Genomic DNA, 20,883 nt, shown 5'->3' on the forward strand with positions numbered 1-20,883 from the left:
TAGAAGACTATTAAGAAAGAAGGAGATAAAATGAAATTAAAAACACATGATGACAGGCTTACACTTACAAATGGGAACTATCATTCTTTAGTGAATGCAAGAAAGCCTAAAGGAATTGATGATAAGAAGGCCTATTTAATTGGTACAGGAATTGGTGCTTTAGCTGCCGGCTGCTTTTTGATTCGTGATGCTCACATGGATGGAAGTAAGATTACTTTTTTAGAACAATTAGATATTGCTGGAGGAAGTTTGGACGGCCAAGTTCGTCAAAATATTGGTTATGTGGCGCGTGGTGGACGTGAACAGGGACATCATTTTGAGGTTTTATGGGATTTGTTTAGTTCCTTACCATCTACAGAAGATCCTAATATGACTGTGTTAGACCATTTTTATTATACAAATCATGACGATCCAAATTTTAGCAATTGTCGTATTACAAATAACCAAGGCGAACGCTATGATAATGGAAAGTTCAATTTAGGTCAAGACTTGGCAAAAGAATTAGCTGCTTTTGTAAGTATACCAGATGAAGAACTTCAAAATAAAGCTATTGAAGATATTTTTTCTGAGGAACTTTTAAATTCTGATTTCTGGACATACTGGAGAACAATGTTCGCTTTTGAGAACTGGCATAGTGCTTTAGAGATGAAATTGTATATGAACCGCTTCATACATCATGTTGGGGGTCTGCCGGATCTTTCAGCTTTACAATTTTCACGACATGATCAATATACTTCATTTGTAAAACCCATGGTTAAATATTTAGAAGATCATGGCGCTAAATTTGAATATGGAGTCACTGTCGATAACGTTGAGTTCTCAATTTCAGATGATAAAAAGGTTGCAAAGAGGATAGCTGCAAGAGATAGAAATGGAAATGATATTTCTATCAGCTTAACGGAAAACGACCTGATATTTATCACCAATGGTTCTATGACTGAAGGTTCCGGATATGGAGATGACAATACTCCAGCTCCATTTAACAAGGAACTAGGGGGATGTTGGAGATTATGGAGAAACATAGCTGCTCAATCAGATGAATTTGGACATCCAGATAAATTCTGCACAGATCCAGAAAAATCCAATTGGGAGTCTTGCACAGTAACTTGTCATGATGAACGTGTTCCTAAGTACATTGAAAAGATCACAAAACGTTCACCATATGGAGGACGCACTGTAACAGGTGGTATAGTTACAGCAGTTGACTCTTCATGGTTAATGAGTTGGACAATAAACCGTCAAGAGCAATATTATGGACAACCTGAAAAAGACGTTGTTGTTTGGGTATATGGTTTATTTTCTGATGTTCCTGGCGATTACATTAAAAAGCCTATGAGAGATTGCACTGGTAAGGAAATCACAAAGGAATGGTTATACCATATAGGTGTTCCTGTAGATGAGATCGAAGAATTAGCAGAATCATGTACTGCAGTCCCTGTTATGATGCCATTTATCACATCTATGTTTATGCCTCGTGAATTTGGAGATCGTCCATATGTTGTGCCAAAGAATGCAGTAAACTTTGCTTTTCTTGGACAATTTGCTGAAACATTGGATGATCCAGGACGTGATACTGTATTTACTATCGAATACTCGGGACGTACAGCTATGGAAGCAGTATATGTACTGACTGGAGTTGAAAAAGGAGTTCCTGAGGTATTTGCTTCAAGATATGATATCCGCTATTTGTTAAATGCAGGTGCAAGTTTATTAGATGGCGAAAAACTAAAAATTGATTTACCACCATTGACTAAACGTAAAATTATGAAACAACTAGCAGGAACAGAAATTGAACAGTTATTAAAAGAATATGGCATTTTTTAGTGACATTTTGAATTGATAATTTGATTAAAATCCCGAATTTAAAAAAACGGGATTTTAATTTATATTCAATTACTCATACTTCGCACATGAATATTATTCTATGAACCTTGAAAATTCAATATTTGACATGAATCAACTATCTTAGATACACAAACCAAGACACTTTTTCGTTGATGAAGGAAGTGCCTCAAAGAAAGAATCCATAAATTGCTCTAGCTGACTTGATGTAAGCGAAATCTTATCTGCTAAAGTTGATAAAAATGCATTCATAAGCATTTGAAATGCCTGCATCCAGTTTATGTCAGCCATTTCATCTGCTATCAGATAGAACAGTTCACCAAGAGTTCGTTTATCGGAAGATGCCCTGTTTTCAACAGCAAGCATCATATACCTTGTAAATACAACAGCTACATGAGCTGTCATTGCATCATAAGACAAAGATCGACATTCCTTAGTCAGTTTCAGATATGACTTGCAGATCTTGAAAAATACTTCTATGTCCCATCTTTTGCCATATATTCTGATGATTTCATTTTCATCCAGGGTTATGTCTGTAGAAATTATTGCAAGATAGTCTTTCTTCTTATTTCGGTTCCTTACAAATACAAGCTTTGCCGGAATAGAGACTTCGTCTTTGACTACATTGACATCTACTGAAAGCAGGTACTTTGAAAGCCCCCTGCGTTTGCGATTCCTTTTGTATATCTCAGTGACCGGAAGCATCTCACCGTTGTATTGATAATGCATTTTGGGTGTCTTTTTGGTCATTGCTATAGAGTCAAGTCCCATGCCTTTAATTGAAGTCAGGGATGACGGCGAACAGAACCATGTATCAAAAAGCACATGCTTTGCAGAGATTTCATGCTGCATGGATTCTTTAATCAGCTCAAGCATAACTAGTGTAGCTTTTGTCTGAGCAAGAGCTCTCCGCTTATGACCTGAGGTCCTCTTGTCCATCGTTTCAGCTTCGTTAAACCTGTTTTTCATATTTTCAGAAGAAAGCAGGCAGCTGTTTACGGGAAGAAATGTATTGCCGTCAGACCAGCCAAGCGTGAGAAGGCGGAAGCCTTTTCTGAATTTTGAATTTGCATGATCATATACTTTCGAAAGAAGTTCAACATGCTTGGACTTGTTTCTTTCAAACATAGTGTCATCAACGATCAGAACATTAATGCGTTCTTCATCTGTAAGCTTCTCGATAGTTGTGCTTACAATCCTTGATGAAAGCATTGTCGTAAAGCGGAGCCAGTTTATGTTGGCCGATTTTACAAATCTATATACGGAATCCTTAGCGAAGCCATTTACACGTTTTTCGGACATCATCTCCATATACATGCTTCTGTTGAAGAAGACAAGAGAAAAGATGTACTGAAAAATTGCTACTGAAGCAACCCCCTTGGATTTACAGCCATTGGAAGCTTTCAGTATGGAACCCACCCTGTAAGTCTTAAAAAAATTGGATATTCTTGAAGAAACTGTATTATCAATTTCGTATTTTTGTGTTATTATTTTCATAGCATGAACCTCCGGTTTTGATTTATTGTTTCTGATAACTCAATTATACCAAAAACGGGGCTTTCATGCTTTTTATTTGTCAAATATTATTGAATTTTCAAGGTCCATAGGCACTTTTTGAAGTGCGAAGTATGAGTCAATTATATTCAATTATTATAATGATGGGCAAAGCCCTTATTAAATAAACATCATAAAATGGAGGAGACTTCTGTGAAAGAACAAAAAAACATTAAGCAAGCTTATATTCCTGCCATAGAAGAAATGCAAAGCCGGTATGAAGATGATTTGCGCAGGGAAGCCTCAAGGTCATTGGAATATGAATATAATAGAGAGATAGAAGGACAAGAATCATTTTTTAAAGCTTTTCGAAAATTTGAAGAAAGAGATGATAAAATTCCTGTCTATTCTAAAGAAGATAATGTTTTTTACGAAAAATATAAAGCTTATGTAGAAGAGGAAACAGCAAACCAGGGTAAAAAGATACAGGAAATTGAGAATTTAATTGAATATGAAAGGTTTTTTCTTCGCTTTGAAAGGAGGATAAGCAGCGAGACTAATAATTACAGCCACTTTGGTAGTAATTCAGCTACAAGATATCGCGTTGACTGCATAAGAGGATTGGAAAAGGAATTGAAGAAGATCCTGGAAAGCTCTCCTGAAGCATGGGAATTTTATTATAAACGTCAATTGATAAGCGATATAGAAACCCAGCACGAGCAACGTTTGGTAGCTGTCCCCTATGTAGTTAATGCAAAGCAAAAAGTAATAGATTCGTTGAATTTAGGTGTCCCTGTATATATTGTAGGACATTTAGGAAGCGGGAAAACACAATTAGCAACTGAAGCAGCCATGGATTTTAATATTCAAAATAAAATACAAAGTGAATTAGAAAATAAAATGGAGGAATGGTTTTCTAAAAATCCAAATGCGAAAGAAAAAGATGCTATTCAAGTATTTAAAGAACTTAATGAAGAAAGAAAGCTTTATTATAAAAATATATTAACCAATGGAAGTAAAGGGGAAATAGAGTCCCTGCAGCCGCTATTTATATCCGGTTCACATAATTTAACCTATGAAGATATGTTCGTGGAAAAAACCTTGTCTCTTACACATAGTTTCTCCCAGGGATCATATACGGATTACCTTAATATGATTATAGGAGATTTTTATAAGTGGATGGATGAGCACAAAGAAAGACTGGAGCAGATGACTGATGAAGAGCAGCTGCAGCTTAAGATTCAAATATGGAAGAGCTTTTCTGATTTACTGGTAGCAAGTAATAGTAGCTTTGGTACTGTAATAAAAAAAGTAGAAAGAGAAATTTTGATTGCAGTAAAGGAAGGCCGCACTGTAATCGTAGATGAATTAAATACAATTGCCATGCAAAACTTAATAGCTTTGAATGATATATTGCAGCGTCATGTAGGAAGTACAGCTTATATTACAGGAGTTGGCCCTGTTTTGATTAACCCTGGATTTGGATTTATCGGTACAGGGAATCTATCAACTCAAATGGTTAATTATGAAGGGACAAATGAGCTGAATCCAGCCTTTAAATCACGTTTCGTAACAATTGAATACAATTATGTACCTCAAAAAATAACCGGTTCCCTGGAAGATCAGGAGTTCCCAGAAAAAAACGAACTTTTCAGAATAATAATAGCACAATTGGCTGACAAAAATGGAAATATTCACATTCCTGATTCCAAAAGGACATTAGAAGAATTGTTCCGCTTTTCTCAACTGTGTAGGGTTACTCAGAATGTTTTTATGGGTAAGTGGAAAGATAATGAAATCCTAAAAGATTCTGGAATGGATGAACCTGAGCTTAGAGAGTCTGTATTATCAATCCGTAATATTTTGCACGTTTTAGATAATTGGAATCTAGGCGAAGAAAAAGACTTGAGTAAAGCCTTGTGGGATGGTTTTATTAGTTCAATCACTTATCCTGACGATCAAAATTATATTCTCTCACAAGCGGTGCGTTTTGGATTTTTCCCTACAGGAGAGGGATGGAATATTGAGATAAAAGGCATAGGAGAAGCAGCGGCAACATACGAAGAAATTCGTACCCGCCCATATCACTATGTCCGCCCATCAATAGAAACTTTAAGCTGTTTAGATGTAGTTCATCTGGTATTTGGAAAAGGAACTCTAAGGAGAGTTTTGACAAAGGGACTAAAAGAAATTTTTGAAATTGATATTGATGATTCACTGCGGATTGATGTGAAAAAATATCAGAAACTAGACCAGCAATTATCCCATTTAGAACATTCAAAGGAGCTGCTTGAATACCTGGAGGATAATGAAGGAGAAAAATGAAACTGAATTTGTCAGTAGACGGAAAGAATTTCAAGAATCAGGTTATAGATTTAAGAAAGAAGCTAAATGAATGCCAAACAAATGGGGTTTTGGATGATGGTTTTGAAGAACAATTAAATAAACTTTCACAAATAGAAGAAGAGTTATTGGCTGAATTAATTCCTTATTACAGGGTTTATGCAAATAGTATAAAAAAAACTTCAATGCAAATAAAACCTTTAAAACAATTGGGAGCATTTAGGTTTGATAGTTTCTTACAAACTGCATTGAGAATAAATGAAAATCTTTTTATTACAAGCAGTATAGGCGGAAAGGTTCAATTTTTATATATAGACGTTGCTGATAATTTTTCTTATCGTAATCAAATTGAGGGAGAGTGGAGCCCTCCTATTAAAGAAATAAAGGAAAGGGTTTCGTATATATATAAATTGAGTGATAAAGAAATTATGCTCTTTGGAGTCAGAGGGGGATGTTATCTTCTTTCATGCAATAATTTTAGCCAAATGCCAGACGTCAACGGACAGATTAAGATTAAAAGTATTCAATCAGATCATGATTTTAATGGATTTGGAGGATGCCTGGAAATTAATGAAGGTTTATTTGTAGTGGAAAATGGAGACGAAAAGTTTAGTTTATTTGAAGTAATAAAAGAGAAAGATGAATATGATATCGTTTTTCATAAAGATATATATATCACTATTCAAAATTGGACTGCATTTGAGAAGGTAAATGAAGATTATTTTGCAGTTGGAACAAAAATGGGAGAATTATATTTTATCAAATACGAGAACAAGCAACTTACTATTACGGAAAAAATAAAATGTTTGAATGATGAAATAAGGGGAATTAGATGCCTTCAGGATGAAAATGGCAGCAAGAGTTCAATTATAGTTCTAGGCAATAATGGGCATCTTAAGATACTTTCATTAGAAGACTCAAAACCTGTAAGAATAGAATTGAATGATTTAAAGGGTAATTTGTTTGACGTTCAATCTAAAAAAGGCACTGCTGTAGTTTTAAGTGAGGATGGAATCATATACCTACTTGAAGAAAATTTTGGAAATTGGTATCTAAATGATGAGGTGGATATCAAAGATATCTTTTTTACAAATGTCCTAAAATTAGGTATTTCAAAATATTTGCTTATGGATGTAGAAGGTAAATTAAATCTGCTGGACATTGATCGGATTGACACACCAAAATACCTGTGGGATCTTTCACTGTATCAATAGGAGGGATGAGTATGTTTAATATTGATGCACAAACTCTAATTGAAGAATCTAAAAAACACTGCGAAGAATTTTTGCAAAAAGAACAACGCTCATTAGCCACATTTACAGGAGATCTTGGTTTGATGTATATTCCTGATCCAAAATTGGAAAGATTTCTGTTAGATCCTTCCAAGGGAGTATTATACTTGCCCCTTCAAAGCTTTTTAGATGAAAAATTAGATGACAACCAAATTATGTGGCATATTTACTATGAGTTAGCCCTATACCCTGATTGGAAAAAGCAAACTAAAAAATATTTGAACAGAAAAAAAGATTGGCAAAAAGAAATTGATCACATGACAAGCTATATTTTAAACAGGATAAAAAAAGAAGGTTTGGAAAAAGACATAGCTTATCAACCCGGAATTATTTCAAATTATGTAAGAAAAGAAATTCTTAATATGTTATTTCTAATGGATAAACAGGCTTCATTTCTGAGAGTTTTGCAGATGTGCCCTATATACAGGGATAAAGAAAATTTCGAGAAAATTGTATCATATATGAAACAAACAGGTAAAACTATTGAATCAATTTCTGAAATGCCTAAACATAGAGCTTTTGCGAATAGTTTCTTGATTATTGAATTATATAAAATAAAGCCTGAAATCGAAGAATGTATTGAGAATCCTTTTGACATAAAAATTTTCAATCAACCTTTTTTTGATTTTATTCATTATCAATTAGTTAGACAGATAAATAGTAATCAAGGAATTATAGAAAGAGATCCATTCATTCGTTCCTTTATATTTCCGATTTTTGAGCAATTGTGGAAAAAAGAAATTAATGAAATGAAATTTTATAAATCAGAAGGACAAACAAAAGAGCAGGTAAATGGAAGTGAAAATCCTTTTGAGCAATCTAAAGCATATGAGATAGCAGATTCATTGGAATCTACCCAGGAAGAAGAAAAAAAGATTTTGGAAGAAATGTTGGAGCAACAGGACCAAATAACCTCAAACATACAAGACACAATACAAGGCAAGGTTGATTTAGAGCGCTATGGGATCAGCCAGACAGATCAACAATTGTTTCAATTTTATTCAAATAAAATGAAATCGGAAAGAGAACAAATGCGTCAATTTTGGAAAAAGCTGATAGGGAATGCAAAGAAGGAGTTAAGTGTAAAAAGGGATTGTCAATTAAAGGGAAAAATGGATGTTGACAGTTTCATTAACTCCTACCCGGATTTTATAGAAGCTGAAAAAAATGGAAATTACAAAAATCTCCCAATTTTTAATAGGTACTTATTAGAGCCTCAAACAGATATTTTGCCTGAAAGAATAGAGATTTCATTTGTGATAGACAATTCAGGCTCAATGAATGCGTCAAAAATTGAAGCAGCAAGAAAAGCTTTGGCAGTGACATTGTTGTCAATTGATGATTTTAATCGATATTTAAAAAGCAATGCAGAACAACTGAATCAAAAAGTTGAAGTTTTAAGCGAAACGTGGTTTTTTGGCAGTAAGTTTTATAATGTTAAAGAATTTAACGATAAAAATGTGAAAGAAAAAGAAAAAAGCGACATAATTCGCTCAATTGTAAAGTTAGATGCAACAGATGGAGCGACAGATGATGCAAGTTGCCTTAGAGAAATATCTGATAGAATTACGTCCATGCAGGAAAGCGAACTTAAAAAAGGAAAACTAATAAAGATAGTCTTTGAAATTACAGATGGTGCATCAAGTTTTCCGGGAGCAGCAAAAGAAGCTGTGCAAGAATTACTATCTAAAAATGTAGAAATCTATGCGTTCCAAATGGGAAAAAGCAACAATACAAATGAAAAAATCTTTAATTTCGTATGGAATGAAGGCTACAGAGAGCCCCATGGAGTAATGATCGGCGAACAGATAGAAAGGCTACCTAAAGAACTGCTAAAAGCAGTAGGGAAAAATATGCAGTCTGCTTTTGATAATCACTGAAAGGTGAGTTCGCATAAGATCTAGCCTGGGAGAACTGGAAAAAATCCGGCAAGTGCGTGGTTTTGAGTCGTTAATGGATAAGGTAAAAATATATGCCTTGAGAAAAAACGTTAAAAATTAATTGACTCAAAGCACACCTTAGCTAATTCTTCAGAACTAATTGGCATATCGTTTTCAATCCATTCAACAAGCATATTAAAGAACAAGCCAACTCGGCCGTAAATGCGATAACGGTCTGGGAGTGAAGGTGTTTTTATGCTATTAATGTAAAAATTATTTAAATAATTCAGGATGAATAACTTATAGTTACAGGCGAATAATAGCCGGATACTTTCTATATGCTCAGAAAAAAATCAAATAGAACTTTCCAATAATCATACCACTGTTTTGTCTGCATATAAGGGAGAGATATTTCAGTGAGCTTTGTCATAAAATCATCAAAAATATCCGTTAGTATATCATCTTTAGACTTGTAATTACGGTAATAAGCCATACGTGAGACGCCGGCTTTTTCTACAATATTATTGATTGTAATGTCTTCCCATTTTTTTCTTTTAGAAGTAGTATTAATGCAGTTTGGATACTTTCTTTAGTTATTTTTTTAATTTATAGGTTTGAAGTAAGTGACATAAGAACTCCTTTTGTAGCATCCCTTTGGATTTGCATTGAAAAAAACATATGCGGTGTTACAATTATAACATCCCTATTAGTGTAGTAAATATTATACAAAAAATCAACTTTTTTAAATCATCACAACTACCCTAACAAATAGTGTAGAAAATATTGGGATCGGTTGAACGAAAAAGGCGAAGCACTTGTGGCAATCCTGAAAAGACTAACTATATGAAGTCAAGAAAAAAATAGCAAAAATTTAGTTTTAATCAAAAAAGAATTTTGATTAGAAATATGAGCATGGCAAACAGAACAACGTAGTTGCTCAAAATTAGAATGAATCAATTAATATTGTGGTAAATAGGAACGATTATTTTTCAATAAAGAATGTATCAATCTAATTAGCTTTTTTCCAGTGTGACTTATAGCAACATAATAATGCTTGCCTTGAGTTTGTTTGTTAGAAAGATAGTTCTTAAATGTAATATCTCTCATCGCAACAAGACGGACAGCTTGCAAAATTGCCCAACGTAAATAGGTTGATCCTCTCTTTACCATAGGCGTATGTGAAGCATTAAACTTACCAGATTGGTAAGTGGAAGGTTCCATACCTGCAAAAGCTAGCAATTTAGATGGATTAGAGAATCGCTGAATGTCGCCGATTTCAGCTAATATAATAGCTCCTAAAGTAAACGATATACCAGGTATTGACATAATAGGAGAATTGAGTTCTTGCATAACTATCTTGATTTGAGCATCAAGGGCATCAATTTCAGCCTGGATAGACTTAACTAATCGTATTGTTTGTTGAAGTTCGAAGCTAACTGAACGACTTGAAGAACCAATTGAATTAGCAGCAATATTTCGAAAAGCAATCGCCTTTTCTTTACCATATTTGCCTTTTGACGACTTTGACAGAAGGTTGGTGAGCTTTGTGAGATGGCAACTTGAAATATCAGTTGGAGATGGCAGCTCTAAAAGCACAGCATAGGAAGAAGCTTGATGAATAGACCAAACTAATGAAGGTAATTCAGGAAAAATAATATCAACCAAACGAGTAATTGAAATTTTTAAGCGTGAGCGATATCCAACCATACGAAAACGGTGTCTAGTTAGTGACTTTAGCTCAGAAATTTGGTATGATACTGGTGAATAGGATTTAGAATCATCAGTAAAAAGCATAGAAGCAATCACTTTCGCATCTGTTTTGTCCGTTTTGGTTTTTCGAAGAGTATGGGCTTTACGAAAAAGATTGGTTGATAAAGGATTCAAGGTTGTGACTTGGAAACCTTTAGAAATCAGAAAGTTAGTGATATTTGTGCTGTAATGACCTGTTGATTCAAGTCCTATTTTTACGTTAGAAATGTCTTTTGAATCCAACGCCAAATAGATAGATTCAATTAGAGAATCAAAACCTATCTTTGAGTTTTCAATACGTAAAGAATCATTATGGACTACGCCATCAGATCCTAGAATACAGCAATCATGTTTGTTTTTAGCGACATCGATACCTACGAATAACATAGAAAACAACTCATTTATAATAGATTTGATACTACGTTCCACGAACTCTATGTTAAATGTATCCTTGCTCAATATAAAACGTCTATGCGTTATCTAACTAATCAACAATTAAACATAGAGCCATGGTTAGAGCCTTTACGAACCAGTCAGCGAAGCTGCTGTAGGAGATCACACTAATCCATAGCATCTAGTTAAATTATAGTAAATAAAAAAAGAAATGGAAACTTAGAATTTACTATGTTTTCATTATACAAGGAGAATATATGAATATTATTCTGTATCATGGTACGACCTATAACCGGTATATATCTGTAAAAGCAACGGGTAAATTAAAAGTAACATCAGATGACTTGTCTCACTTCCCTTCTGAGGGTCATGCAAAGACAAGACTTGGGTATGTTTATTTGACGGATGATCCATTAGTTGCTCTTGAATTTGGGTCGAGGTGTTGGTCAAACGATTATTTGAATTCTGGGTGTAGACTACTGACTGTAGTTGCTGTTTCCATTCCGGAGGAGAATCTGGAAATTGATACTGATGAAGAGTACTGGCAAGCAGCGTTACTTAAAGGAGCAAAATATTATCGAATTCATAGGGATATCGAATTGTCCTCCGAAGGTTTAAAAATGGGATTTTTCCAGTTTGATTCATTTCAAAGCTGCGATAATTATATGTTGAAAAAAAACTATGAGCACATACGATGGTCAAAATTAGATGGTAATAAGCTATGGAACGGTGATAATGGACCAATGACGGATAGTTAGTAAAAAACTAATTACTTATACACGAATACCTTGCAAGAAAGCTAAATGCACCTAATTGAGTTTTGTCTTGTTACAAATGGAGTTGTATGGCTACTGATTCCAATTGAAATTTTGTGTAACAATTCTGTTAACGAGCCTTTTCTTGTAGGTAGTCTATTTCTATGACTTTTGAATCCGAGGTTCCCATAATAAGATCGACATTGTTTTTTATGATTACAGATTGTTTCATAATGCTCTTCACAGAACTATAGTCTGCAGATAGCGATTTTTTCGCGCTCGAGCACTCCTGGTATTCTAATTGAAGATTTTTCATGGAAGGTATTTGCTTTGCTGAGAGCAAACTGAATGCTTGTTTCGCAGATTGATGAAGCAAAATATCCTCTGTGTTTGCATCGTAAAACCTTCCTGAATATCCGGATTCTCGATATGCGATATATATCTCCTTCGTTTTCGCATAGTTGATGATATGTTTCTTCAACTCAGTAATTTCATACATACGTTTTTCAATTTCCTTGATCTGCTGTGACAGCTCGTGATAACGATCCGTTGCAGCTTTTGTTTTTTCAACCAGGGTTTCATAGTCCGTGATGTTATTCTCCGTCAGAAAGTTGATGGTCTGAGCCATCTGTTTCAGATTGAACACCTTCGCCCAGCGCTCATAACCAGGACCTTTTCCTGCTTGAAGCTTGGCCTGGATATCCACAAGGAGATTAATTTTGTCCGGATTTTTTCGATAAGGTCTTTTGACTTTTGGAGTGTGGACGGTCTTTCCTAAAATTGCAGATCTTAGCTCATCTTCAGAATATCCTTCACCCAGGGATCGTAATCTGGTGAATTTTTGCTGACCACTGGTTTTGAAAGCCAGATACTGCCCTTGTTTCACTTCATAACCATTCTCTGTTTGTTGTAAGATATAATTACCCAATATTGCAGAACGAAATTCCCCAGTTGTGCATATAGCTTTTCCTCAAAATTGCAAAAAGTCATTGATGGCATCACAATTTCATATTATCCTTGTAATTAACACCACATCAATTGCAGGGAGGAAACGGAGAATGCTTTCAATGACTCAACAAAATGATATCAGAAAATTGTATTTTGAACAAGGCAATAATATCAGTCAGATCTCTAAAATTACTGGTAATGACAGGAAAACAATAAGAAAATATATTGAAATAGATGACTGGTCTCCTAAACCGGAGGTTAAAAAGGAAGAATACAGGGAATCAAAACTTGATCCTTTTAAAAGTACTATCGATTCCTGGCTTGAAGAGGACAAAAAGTTCAAGAAAAAACAGAGGCATACTGCAAAAAGAGTTTATGTAAGGTTGTGTGAGAAATTTAAAACTGATTTCGATTGTAGCTACAGAACTGTTGCAAGCTATGTGGCAGAAAGAAAAAAACAGATTTTTTCTAAAAGCGTAGCTTCACTTCCTCTGGAACATATTGCAGGAGAGGCTCAAGTTGATTTTGGTGAAGCGGAGTTTTTTGAAAACGGAACCAGAATTACTGGTAAATATCTAAGTGTTGATTTTCCACACAGCAATATGGGGTATCTGCAGCTTTTTCATGGAGAAACCTTGGAATGTCTTATGCAGGGACTTATCAACATATTCAATCATATCGGTGGAGTTCCAAAAAGAATGTGGTTTGACAATGCATCTTCGATGGTATCAACAATACTTAAGGATGGAGAACGTACTCTCACCGAAGGTTTCATAAGATTTAAAAACCACTTTGGATTTGAAGCAGCTTTTTGTAATGCTGCAAAAGGTCAGGAAAAGGGAGCTGTTGAAAATAAAGTTGGTTATTTAAGAAGAAATCTGCTTGTTCCTGTACCTCAATTCCTGGATATTCATAAATTCAATAAAGAACTGCTGGGAGAGTGTGAAAAAGATGCTTTACGGGGACATTACAAGAAAGAAACATATATATCAGAGCTATTTAAAGAGGATATGCAGGCTTTATTGGTTTTACCAAATGTGAATTTCGAGGCCTCAAGATATGAATTTGTAAAGACTGACGCGTATGGCAAATTTAAGCTTAATCAAGGTATTCACCAGTATTCGACATCACCAAAATATGCAAAGAGTACAGTGCAGATCTGCATAACTGCTTTTTCCGTAATTGTTTTAGACGAAAGTCTAAGGACAGTAGTCGAGCATAAGAGACTATATGGAAATACAAAAAAAGAGAGCATGCTATGGATTCCATATTTAGAACAACTCTCATACAGGCCTGCGGCACTTAAATATACTGGAATATATCAGATGTTGCCTGATCCTTTGAAAAATCACTTAGAAAAATGTGATAGAAGCGAGAGAGGAATTATCCTTAAAACGCTTTCTGAAATGACAAAAAAGGACAGTTTTGACTCGGCAGTAAAAGCTTTTTCAGATGCAGAAGTAATTGGTGCACTGGATAAAGATAGTTTACTTGCAATTCATAATAGAATCCTTATGCCTGACTTTAAACTTTCACAATATATTCCGGAATGTGTTCCAGATTTGCCGCCAATAAAGCTTAATATCGATGCCTACGACCGAATTTTAAAGGGTTTAAACGGTGGACATAATGATTAGAGATCAGATAGCTGAATATATAAAAATTCTAAGATTCAGCCAAAATATGGTTGATAACAGCATGAATCTAGGATCTCTTAATGAACAGCAGTATTTTTTGAATCTTCTGCAACTTGAGGTGGAACATAGAGAAAATACGCGAATTCAAAGATTGATTAAAAATGCGGGATTCTATTCAATGAAGAGTTTTGACAACTTCATGTTTGATGATATAAACATGCCGTCAGGCATAGACTCAAGGTATTTGAGTTCATGTGAATTCATAGAGGAAAAAAGAAACTTTGTATTCTATGGAAATACTGGTACAGGAAAGACGCACTTAGCTCAAGCTATTGGGCTTGAAGCGTGTAAAAAAGGTATGAATGTAAAATTCTACAGGACTGCAGCGCTTGTAAACAAGCTCTCTGAAGCAAAAAAATCCAGAGACCTTAGTATTTTTATGAAACAGATACAAAAGGCTGACCTCATTATTCTAGACGAGTGGGGTTATGTCCCTCTCGATCGGGACGGCTCTCGCCTTCTTTTTGAAATAATATCAGAATGCTATGAGAAAAAAAGCATCATTGTAACGACAAATATCGAATTTTCAAGGTGGGCAACAGTGCTTTATGATGAGCAGATGACAAATGCACTTCTTGATAGACTACTCCATCATTGTTACCTGCTGATATTTAAGGGTGACAGTGAAAGAATGAAAAATTCTTTGATAAGATTGACATAAAAATTCCTCACCGATGCCTGAGGAAAAACTTTTAGCAAAAGTGAGGAATTTATGCTTGCAAAAAACACCATTCTCCGCCATTAACTTCAGGAAAGCATCAAAATCTGCTGGCTTTTGCGCCATGACAGCATCGATGATTTGTCTCAGCTTCTCCTGCCAGGATAGCGGTTTTTTGTCGCCCAGCCACTTGCCGTAATGAGACGGTCCCTGCTTTGGAGCTTCGATAATCGAGAGTCCGTTCTCTAGGCAGAGTTTGTCGCTGATTTTCCGAATCGCTTCACTGGAGCCAAGGAAATTTCTCATTTTCGAGACTGTTTTCATATCGTTTTTGAGAAAATATGAATATACCCAACTTTTACCGTAGCCTGGCCGGAGGTTAATACAAATATAGAAGCTTCAGATTCCGGGGCTTATAAGGCGGTTTTTAAGAAAATCATATGTAGCAGCACAGCATTGGAACGGATTTTGCTCTTATATTGGATGAGTTGATAATTTATAAACAAATACGATATGGAGGAATAATATGAAAGCTGCATTATGGTATGGAAGAGAAGATGTAAGATTAGAGGATATCAAAGAGCCAGAGGTAACTGCCGGAAGCGTGAAGATAAAAGTGAAATGGTGCGGAATATGTGGTTCAGACCTTCATGAATATCTGGGAGGACCGATATTCATACCACAGGGAACCCCGCATCCTATAAGCGGATGCGTGGCTCCTGTGGTGCTTGGTCATGAGTTTTCAGGAGAGATAACAGAAGTGGGCGAGGGAGTTGCAGGGCTTGAAATCGGAGACAGAGTTGCAGTAGAACCTATAGTGGCATGCGGAACCTGTGCAGCCTGCCTGGAAGGAAAGTACAATCTCTGCAGCAGCCTTGGTTTTCATGGACTATGCGGAGGCGGAGGAGGATTTGCAGAATACACGGTATTCCCTGCAAAATTCGTTCACAAGATTCCAGATGGACTTTCATATGAAAAGGCGGCGCTTATAGAGCCCATAGCAGTAGCAGTCCATTCACTCAGAACTGGAAAATTCATGACAGGTCAGAGTGCGCTTGTGCTTGGAGCAGGCCCTATAGGACTTGCAACGATAGAAGCTCTCAAAGCTGCCGGAGCAAGCCTTGTGATAGTAATGCAGAGAAAGTCAGTAAGACAGGATTATGCGCTCAGAGCCGGAGCAGATATAGTGATAGATCCAAATGAAGTAAATGTGGCAGAAGAAGTAAAGCGCCTCACAGGAGGAGTCGGAGCAGACATATCATTTGAGACTACAGGGTCAAAAGCAGGCTTTGATGCAGGAATGGAGAGCATAAGACACAATGGAACAATGGTAGTGACAAGCATATGGGAAAATGAGGTCAGCATAAATCCGAATACATTCATATTCTCTGAAAAAACAATAGTGGGTACAATCGCATACAGAAATGAATTCCCGGCTACTATGGCACTTATGAATGACGGAAGAATAAAGGCAGAAGGCTACATCACAAAGAAAATAAGCCTGGATGACATTGTGAAAGAAGGATTTGGATCGCTCACAGGACCGGATAAGAAAAATCACGTAAAGATACTTGTGACGCCTGATAAGTCTCTTTTATAAGTATAAACAACTGAATTTTGCCAATTGAAAACCGGCCTTCCACAAGTCTTACTTCTGGAAGGCCTTTTCGATTTAAAATTGCTTTTTATGAATGATCATGACGAGAAAACACAATTCCTGCCCCTGTTTTTTCCTTCATACAGTGCATAGTCTGCCTTTTTGATTGTATCATCGATGGTTTCGTTATCTCCGTTGGAAGTCACTCCAAAGGTAAGGGTAACAGGTATCTGGAGCTCGTAATAATCAATGGTTTTTTCTTCGCAGATCCTTCTCATTTCATAGGCCAGTCTCATGGCATCATCGAGTTCAGTTTCAGGCAGCAGTATGAGGAACTCTTCTCCTCCCCATCTTGATAAAACGCCCTTTTCCTGAACCGTATCTCTTAAATTCTGTGATACCCTTTTCAAAACCTGGTCTCCGCAGTCATGTCCAAAACTGTCGTTTATATTCTTGAAATAGTCGATATCTGCAAGTATAACTGAAAATTTATTTCCGGTATCATTATAATTCATCAGTTCATTTTCAAGCTTTTCAATAATATATCTTCTATTATACAGACCAGTCAGTGAGTCTGTTTTTGAAATTATCTCAAGCTTTTCCATGCTGTACTGCATGGAAACTATCTTGGATGCCGAAGCTATTCCAAGTAGTACAAGTATATAACCCACTACAATGAACAGAAGAAACAATATCATATGATATATAGTATTGAAATTATCCAGTTGTGAGATACGGGCAGGGGTCGTAAAGTTGGTGACAAGGAGCAGAAAGGCAAGCGCCGGATACAGCGCCATATACCTGATTGTTTTATCGGACACGAGATTCAGAATGTTTTTGTAATGCCTGCCTGCCCAGAAATAAGCTGTCAGCAGAAAGAAAAAGTTAATGATATTCCTGAAAATATATATGAGATCTTGAGTATAGCTGACACCATTAATTCGGGAAATCAGCTCAGCAGCCGGAGACGCTATAAAGAGCGTTATCGTAGAAAACATGAGGATGCTGAAGAATGTAAAAACTTTTTTCGACAGAGATTCCTTGAAAACCAGACTAAAATATATAATATAAGAAAATGTAACAAGATACATTATAATTTTATATATTCCCTCATTATGTATATAATCCAAAAGATAGATTCCGCTCAAGAAAACGAATGAGCTGTTTAATATAAAAGCGGCAATACAGAACCGGATTGGTTTTTTTCTTGTAAGGAGGCTATGTGAAGTTAAAATGAACAAAATAATTTTTAAAAACGAATATATCCTGTAAGGAATCATCTGATTGTCCCTTCCTGTCTGAGTTCACTGATATTTATAACCTAGATTCTACGTCAGTACTTCAAAAAGCATAATCAAAGCCTTGATAAATATGCGTTCCTTCGAAATTCAGCTTTCACCCATTGGGTGAAAGAAAAGTGCTCAAAAATATGTTAAATTATCAGCTTTTATGACTCGATATATGGTAAAATAATACTGAGATTCTACGTCAGTACTTTATAAACCACCCTCAAAGCATTGATAAATATACGTTCCTTCAAAATTCAGCTTTCACCCATTGGGTGAAAGAAAAATGCTCAAAAATGTGTTGAATTATCAGCTTTTATGAGTCGATATATGGTACAATAATAGTAACAAAAGCAGAAAAAGGGGTTTAAATTATGATTAATAAAATTGATTTCACAGCTAAGAATCTAACATCAAATGCAGGTCTTTTTCTTCTCCTTGAGAACGCAAAAAGTAATGAGATTTTTGATCTAGTTGAAGATGACCTCGTATTTGATAATGACTCCACAAATAAAATCAAGATGAATCATATAAAGACGATGATCTGTGGTCACTTTATTGGTATAGACAAGCTAGAACGTCTAAAGCTCCTTCAAAATGATCCACTCGTTAATGAATTTGATATTTCCGTAAAAGAACCTGAAACAGTGTCACGATTTTTAGGAAACTTCACCTTTAAGACAACACAAATGTTTAGAGACATTAATTTTAAAGTCTTTAAAAAACTGCTCACTAAAAGTAAATTGACATCCATTACGATTGATATTGATAGTAGTGTAATCAACGTAGAAGGTCATCAAGAAGGTGCATCAAAAGGATATAATCCCAAGAAACTAGGAAACCGATGCTACAATATCCAGTTTGCATTTTGCGACGAATTAAAAGCCTACGTCACCGGATTTGTAAGAAGTGGCAATACTTACACAGCTAACGGTGCATCTGAAATGATCAAAGAAATAGTAGCCAACATCAAAACAGATGATTTAGAGATTTTATTTCGAATGGATAGTGGCTACTTTGATGAAAAAATTATTGAAACGATAGAATCTCTTGGTTGCAAATATTTAATTAAAGCCAAAAGTTATTCTACGCTTGCATCCCAAGCAACGAATTCATCGGTTGTATTCGTTAAAGGTGAAGAAGGCAGAGAAACTACAGAACTGTTTACAAAATTAGATAACTGGGAGAAAGACAGAAGGTTTGTTGTGTCTCGGGTACTGAAACCAGAAAAAGAAAGAGCACAAATATCACTTTTAGAAGTCTCTGAGTACGAATACTTTTTCTTTGTGACAAACACTACATTGCTTTCTGAAAAAGTAGTTATATCCTATGAAAAACGTGGCAATGCTGAGAACTATATTAAAGAAGCCAAATACGACATGGCGGTGGGTCATCTTTTACTTAAATCATTTTGGGCAAATGAAGCGGTGTTTCAAATGATGATGCTTTCATATAACCTGTTTTTGTTGTTCAAGATTGATTCCTTAGAGCCTTCAGAATACAGACAGCAAATAAAGACCTTTCGTTTGAAGTATGTATTTCTTGCAGCCAAAATCATTAAAACCGCAAGAACTGTAATTATGAATTTGTCAGAAAACTATCCGTACAAGGAAGTGTATGAAAAATGTCTGGTATAATAAAGATATCATCTTGAAAATCGAGTGTTGCTCTGTGGATAACTTGCAGGGTTTAATAAGTATCTTTACTCAAAAGTTGCAATCAATAATTTATTGAAAAAGATTGAAAGGTGGTGGTAAATAATGTTACAATGTGGGAGTATCAGTTTAAATTCTTCGTGAAATAGTGTTCTTTTAAGCTAATAAAAAATGCACGTGGAATTTAGGTTATAATTCCACCTATGATCCATGCTATAAGTCCGAGTCCTGGAGCTCCTGTTGCTGTAAATACCGCTGTTGGCTTGAAGAATACTCCTGATCCTATTACCATTCCGACAACTATTGCCAGCGCAGGTACAAGACCCAGTGTCTTTTTGAGTTCGCCTGAAGCCTGAACTGAAGCTTGTGCGCTTCTTCCTTTCGATACGGTTGCTTCCATAAATAATTCTCCTTCATGATATCTAATATATTGCTTTTTATGTACATTATTATGTACTAACAACGTTGTATATTATAACATGTGTTTGTACACTGTACAACATTTTTTTATTCCAGCTTAATTACGGACATTTTTTATCAATATCCGTAAAAATCATGTATTGAGCAGTGTTAATATTTGTGATAAAATTATTAAACAGTATCTATATATAATATCTATGGATCAATATGTTACATAAAGGAGCGGGGGCTAATTTGGACAATATTAACAGGATAATCGGCAGCAATCTCAACAGATACCGAAGAAGCATGGGGCTGAGTCTGGACAAGGTCGCTGAGATGACCGGTGTCAGCAAGGGTATGATAGGTCAGATTGAGCGTGGAGAGACAAACCCTTCGGTGTCTACGCTCTGGAAGATTGCCAACGGGCTCCATATATCTTCAACCTCTCTTTTCGAGGAAAAGTCAGAGGAGCTCGTGATAATAAAGAAGGAGGATCTGCAGCACATTGCCGATCCAAACGAAGGATACACAATATATCCAACATTCAAGTATGATTCCAGAAAGAATTTTGAGGTTCTCATAGTGGACCTTGAGCCAGGCTGCATACACAGGTCTGAGGCTCATGGAACTGGAGTTGAGGAGTACATCTATGTATGCTGCGGTGAACTCAATCTGGATATTGAAGGCCAGCTGTACCACCTGAGCGCAGGAGATTCGATAAAGTTCAGTGCCGACAGGGATCATGCATATTTAAATCCCTTTTCTTCGCTGTGCTCCATTCACTCTGTGATTTACTACAGCAGATGATGCTGACAGTGCGATTTAATTAACAAAAACACCTCCGGTATCTTAAGGATACTGGAGGCGTTTTTCTGCTTTGTTAAATATATTA

The 20,883-nt window shown here is 35.7% G+C and carries 15 protein-coding genes and 1 pseudogene; 10 read left to right on the top strand and 6 right to left on the bottom strand.

Annotated elements, in window-relative coordinates; all coding sequences use genetic code 11:
- Positions 1 to 30: 30 nt before the first annotated feature.
- Positions 31 to 1,824 (top strand): oleate hydratase, encoded by a 1,794-nt coding sequence (locus AC4PGZ_RS02635; protein ID WP_492159494.1) that lies wholly within the window; start codon positions 31 to 33, stop codon positions 1,822 to 1,824.
- 141 nt (positions 1,825 to 1,965) lie between these two features.
- On the opposite strand, the gene AC4PGZ_RS02640 is transcribed toward AC4PGZ_RS02635, so the two are convergent.
- Entirely contained in the window at positions 1,966 to 3,339 is a 1,374-nt protein-coding gene (locus AC4PGZ_RS02640; RefSeq protein ID WP_492159495.1) for an IS4 family transposase, read from the bottom strand.
- 210 nt (positions 3,340 to 3,549) lie between these two features.
- Between AC4PGZ_RS02640 and AC4PGZ_RS02645 the strand changes: the two genes are divergently transcribed.
- Genes AC4PGZ_RS02645 through AC4PGZ_RS02655 form a run of 3 tightly spaced genes read left to right on the top strand, consistent with a single transcriptional unit; the run spans position 3,550 to position 8,851 of the window.
- Complete coding sequence (locus AC4PGZ_RS02645; protein WP_492159496.1) at positions 3,550 to 5,661, top strand: P-loop NTPase family protein; 2,112 nt, start codon at positions 3,550 to 3,552, stop codon at positions 5,659 to 5,661.
- Entirely contained in the window at positions 5,658 to 6,893 is a 1,236-nt protein-coding gene (locus AC4PGZ_RS02650; RefSeq protein WP_492159497.1) for a hypothetical protein, read from the top strand. The genes AC4PGZ_RS02645 and AC4PGZ_RS02650 overlap by 4 nt, the downstream gene beginning before the upstream one ends.
- Positions 6,894 to 6,904: 11 nt before the next feature.
- Positions 6,905 to 8,851, top strand: coding sequence for a vWA domain-containing protein (locus AC4PGZ_RS02655; protein ID WP_492159498.1), 1,947 nt, complete (start codon positions 6,905 to 6,907; stop codon positions 8,849 to 8,851).
- A gap of 957 nt (positions 8,852 to 9,808) precedes the next feature.
- Here AC4PGZ_RS02655 and AC4PGZ_RS02660 read toward each other — a convergent pair.
- Complete coding sequence (locus AC4PGZ_RS02660; protein WP_492159499.1) at positions 9,809 to 10,987, bottom strand: IS110 family RNA-guided transposase; 1,179 nt, start codon at positions 10,985 to 10,987, stop codon at positions 9,809 to 9,811.
- A gap of 263 nt (positions 10,988 to 11,250) precedes the next feature.
- Here AC4PGZ_RS02660 and AC4PGZ_RS02665 point away from each other — a divergent pair, with 263 nt between their 5' ends.
- Positions 11,251 to 11,751, top strand: coding sequence for a hypothetical protein (locus tag AC4PGZ_RS02665; protein ID WP_492159500.1), 501 nt, complete (start codon positions 11,251 to 11,253; stop codon positions 11,749 to 11,751).
- A 127-nt stretch (positions 11,752 to 11,878) separates the two neighbouring features.
- Here the strand turns inward: AC4PGZ_RS02665 and AC4PGZ_RS02670 are convergent, their stop codons facing one another.
- Complete coding sequence (locus tag AC4PGZ_RS02670; RefSeq protein WP_492159501.1) at positions 11,879 to 12,676, bottom strand: hypothetical protein; 798 nt, start codon at positions 12,674 to 12,676, stop codon at positions 11,879 to 11,881.
- A 139-nt stretch (positions 12,677 to 12,815) separates the two neighbouring features.
- Here AC4PGZ_RS02670 and istA point away from each other — a divergent pair, with 139 nt between their 5' ends.
- Together istA and istB are read left to right on the top strand one after the other, a co-directional pair.
- Entirely contained in the window at positions 12,816 to 14,333 is a 1,518-nt protein-coding gene (gene istA / locus AC4PGZ_RS02675) for an IS21 family transposase (RefSeq protein WP_492160241.1), read from the top strand.
- Positions 14,326 to 15,054: an IS21-like element helper ATPase IstB gene (gene istB / locus AC4PGZ_RS02680; protein ID WP_492159502.1), complete on the top strand. Its 729-nt coding sequence runs from the start codon at positions 14,326 to 14,328 to the stop codon at positions 15,052 to 15,054. Before istA ends, istB begins: the two co-directional genes overlap by 8 nt.
- Here the strand turns inward: istB and AC4PGZ_RS02685 are convergent.
- Positions 14,977 to 15,357 (bottom strand): relaxase family protein, encoded by a 381-nt coding sequence (locus AC4PGZ_RS02685; RefSeq protein ID WP_492159503.1) that lies wholly within the window; start codon positions 15,355 to 15,357, stop codon positions 14,977 to 14,979. The two genes, istB and AC4PGZ_RS02685, sit on opposite strands and share 78 nt — an antisense overlap.
- 220 nt (positions 15,358 to 15,577) lie before the next feature.
- Between AC4PGZ_RS02685 and AC4PGZ_RS02690 the strand changes: the two genes are divergently transcribed.
- A complete protein-coding gene (locus AC4PGZ_RS02690) occupies positions 15,578 to 16,651 on the top strand; it encodes a 2,3-butanediol dehydrogenase (RefSeq protein WP_492159504.1) in 1,074 nt (357 codons plus the stop codon).
- 95 nt (positions 16,652 to 16,746) lie between these two features.
- Here AC4PGZ_RS02690 and AC4PGZ_RS02695 read toward each other — a convergent pair whose 3' ends face one another.
- On the bottom strand, positions 16,747 to 17,646 hold the full coding sequence (locus AC4PGZ_RS02695; protein ID WP_492159505.1) for a GGDEF domain-containing protein: 900 nt from the start codon (positions 17,644 to 17,646) through the stop codon (positions 16,747 to 16,749).
- Between the two features lie 662 nt (positions 17,647 to 18,308).
- Here AC4PGZ_RS02695 and AC4PGZ_RS02700 point away from each other — a divergent pair.
- Entirely contained in the window at positions 18,309 to 19,571 is a 1,263-nt protein-coding gene (locus AC4PGZ_RS02700; protein WP_492157829.1) for an IS1380-like element ISEnca1 family transposase, read from the top strand.
- A 205-nt stretch (positions 19,572 to 19,776) separates the two neighbouring features.
- Here AC4PGZ_RS02700 and AC4PGZ_RS02705 read toward each other — a convergent pair.
- A pseudogene (locus AC4PGZ_RS02705) lies at positions 19,777 to 19,989 on the bottom strand (hypothetical protein); the annotation flags it as partial.
- A gap of 254 nt (positions 19,990 to 20,243) precedes the next feature.
- On the opposite strand from AC4PGZ_RS02705, the gene AC4PGZ_RS02710 reads away from it, so the two are divergent.
- Positions 20,244 to 20,798: a helix-turn-helix domain-containing protein gene (locus AC4PGZ_RS02710; protein WP_492159506.1), complete on the top strand. Its 555-nt coding sequence runs from the start codon at positions 20,244 to 20,246 to the stop codon at positions 20,796 to 20,798.
- Positions 20,799 to 20,883: the final 85 nt, after the last annotated feature.

The sequence above is a fragment of the Proteocatella sp. QWL-06 genome (assembly GCF_058684135.1).